Below are 2,211 nucleotides of genomic sequence, written 5' to 3' on the forward strand. Positions count from 1 at the left end.
AACCTCGCCCGCCTGCACATGGAGATGAACAACTACCCGCTTGGCGTCATGCATCACTACGAGATCGCCGCCGACAGCGCCCAGACCTTCCTTAGGCAGGTGGCCAAGGGCGAGATCGAGAAGGTCAAGGGTATCGAGGGCGTCTCCAAGAACCGCCGCTCGCTGCTGCCTTACGGCGCCGTCGTGCTGCAGGAGATCATGGCGGCCATGCAGCCTTCCAAGATCGTCGTCTCGGCGCAGGGCGTGCGCGAGGGCTTCCTCTATTCGCTGCTTGACGCCGCCGAGCAGAAATCCGATCCGCTGATCTCGGCGGCCGAGGAATTGGCGGTATTGCGTTCCCGCTCGGTCCATCATGCGCACGACCTCGTCGAATGGACGGGCAAGGCCTTCAAGGCCTTCGGCATCGACGAGACGGTGGACGAGGCGCGCTATCGCCACGCTGCGTGCCTGCTCGCCGATATCGGCTGGCGCGCGCACCCGGAATATCGCGGACGGCAGTCGCTCAACATCATCGCGCATGCCTCCTTCATCGGCGTCGACCATCCCGGCCGCGCCTACCTGGCTCTGGCCAGCGCCTACCGCCATGACGGCATCTTCAGCGATGGAATCGCGCCGGAGATCAAGGCGCTGGCGCCGTCGCGCATGCTCGAGCGCGCCCGCGTGCTGGCGGCGATGATGCGCGTCGTCTACCTGCTGACGGCGGCGATGCCGGGCGTGATGCCAAGGCTGAAATGGGAAAGCCGCGGCAACGGCGCGCTGGCGCTGGTGCTGCCGGCCTCGCTCTCCGACCTCTATGGCGAGCGCCCGGCCGGCCGGCTGGCGCAACTGGCGCGCATCACCAACCGCCGCCTGGTGCTGGCGGTCGAAGGCGGTCCGAGCGTTTCCGTCAAGTAACGGATCACGTGACTTCGGCGCCGATGCCAATGCTGCGCCCGTCCGCCGACCAGGCGCCGGCGCCGGCCATGGCGAGCGCCAGGAAGCCGCCGGCAATGGCAATGTCCTTCATCAGCATCTGCTGGTGCAGGAAGGCTAAAGTCGCATCGTCGCCGCCCTGGCCGTAATGGCCGATGAAGCCGGCGACGATCGAGAAGGCGGCAAGCAGCAGCGCCACGATCCGCGTCTGGAAGCCGATCAGGATCAGTAATCCGGCGATCAGCTCGAACAGGCCGGTGCCCCAGGCGGCTAAAGTCGGCAGCGGCAGGCCGAGGCCGGCGAAATAGCTGGTGGTGCCGGCGATGTTGGTGAGTGCCTGGAATCCCGACGGCACGAAAAGCGCGGCAAGCAGGAGCCGCGAGATCAGAAGCAGTGCGTTGCGGAACATTGCAACCTCCCTTGCCGACGCCCGATCAGGATCTGGCCGGCTGCCGGTGCAGTCTACGCCTGCAACCGGAAAACGAAAAAGCGGTGCGAAAAATTCCGCGCCGCTTTGGTTTCAGGCTTGGGAGGGGGAGCAATTCCAGGAAAAGTGTGAAGCGTTTAGGTTCGGCGACTTCGCCGTAACCTTCCGTTCGGAATTGCGTCAAACAAAAACTTCAGCCGCGTTTGGCGTCGATCGAGTAGGCGCCGGCGCCGGACGAGGCGAGCAGGATGAAGCCGCCGGTGATGGCGAGGTTCTTGAGGAACTGGATCATCTGCATCTGGTCGGCCCAGCCGGTATGGGCGACCAGCCCGGTGGCGATCGTGAAGATGGCGAGCACCCAGGCGGCGACACGCGTCTGGAAGCCTACGAGAATGGCAAGGCCGCCGACAAGCTCGATGAGGCCGACGACGACGGCGGTGACGGTCGGCAGCGGCAGTCCGAGGGCGCCGAAATAGCCGGCGGTGCCGGAAATGGCGGTAAGCTTGCCGAAGCCGGAAAGCAGGAAGATGACGGCAAGCAGGGCGCGGCCGAGCAGGATGGTGGTGGAATTGTTGGACGCGGTGCCGGCGGTAGCGGCGGAAGTGTTGATGGACATGGCGGGTCTCCGAGCGGGGTTGAATGCCCAGTCAGATAGACGACGAAGACCGTTCACCAAAGCTGTCTATGCGGCGACACATTGTTCACAGATTATATATTCTATGGTCGCGCCGACGGACGCGAAATTCGCGTCGCGAGAATCGGCTGCGGGAGCAAATTCTCCCGCCGCAGAATGTCACCCCGGATGCGTCATGTCCTCCGGCCGCACCAGCCGGTCGTAGTCGGCTTCGCTGACCAGTCCGGTGGCCAGAGCC

General features: G+C 64.8%; 2 protein-coding genes and 1 pseudogene. 1 reads left to right on the forward strand and 2 read right to left on the reverse strand.

The window, feature by feature from the left end:
* Positions 1-894: pseudogene (locus tag EOA29_RS33845) on the forward strand (exopolyphosphatase); the annotation flags it as partial.
* A gap of 4 nt (positions 895-898) precedes the next feature.
* On the opposite strand, the gene EOA29_RS33850 reads toward EOA29_RS33845, so the two are convergent.
* On the reverse strand, positions 899-1,321 hold the full coding sequence (locus EOA29_RS33850) for a DoxX family protein (RefSeq protein WP_126094468.1): 423 nt from the start codon (positions 1,319-1,321) through the stop codon (positions 899-901).
* A 211-nt stretch (positions 1,322-1,532) separates the two neighbouring features.
* The gene (locus tag EOA29_RS33855; protein WP_126094467.1) at positions 1,533-1,955 is read right to left on the reverse strand and encodes a DoxX family protein; all 423 of its coding nucleotides are present in this window, start codon (positions 1,953-1,955) and stop codon (positions 1,533-1,535) included.
* Positions 1,956-2,211: the final 256 nt, after the last annotated feature.

The sequence above is a fragment of the Mesorhizobium sp. M1E.F.Ca.ET.063.01.1.1 genome, from assembly GCF_003998155.1.
In the GTDB taxonomy this organism is placed as follows: domain Bacteria; phylum Pseudomonadota; class Alphaproteobacteria; order Rhizobiales; family Rhizobiaceae; genus Mesorhizobium.

Coding starts and splice junctions, on each gene's coding strand:
- EOA29_RS33850 (WP_126094468.1), bottom strand. CDS start 1,321: ATGTTCCGCAACGCACTGCTTCTGATCTCGCGGCTCCTGCTTGCCGCG.
- EOA29_RS33855 (WP_126094467.1), bottom strand. CDS start 1,955: ATGTCCATCAACACTTCCGCCGCTACCGCCGGCACCGCGTCCAACAAT.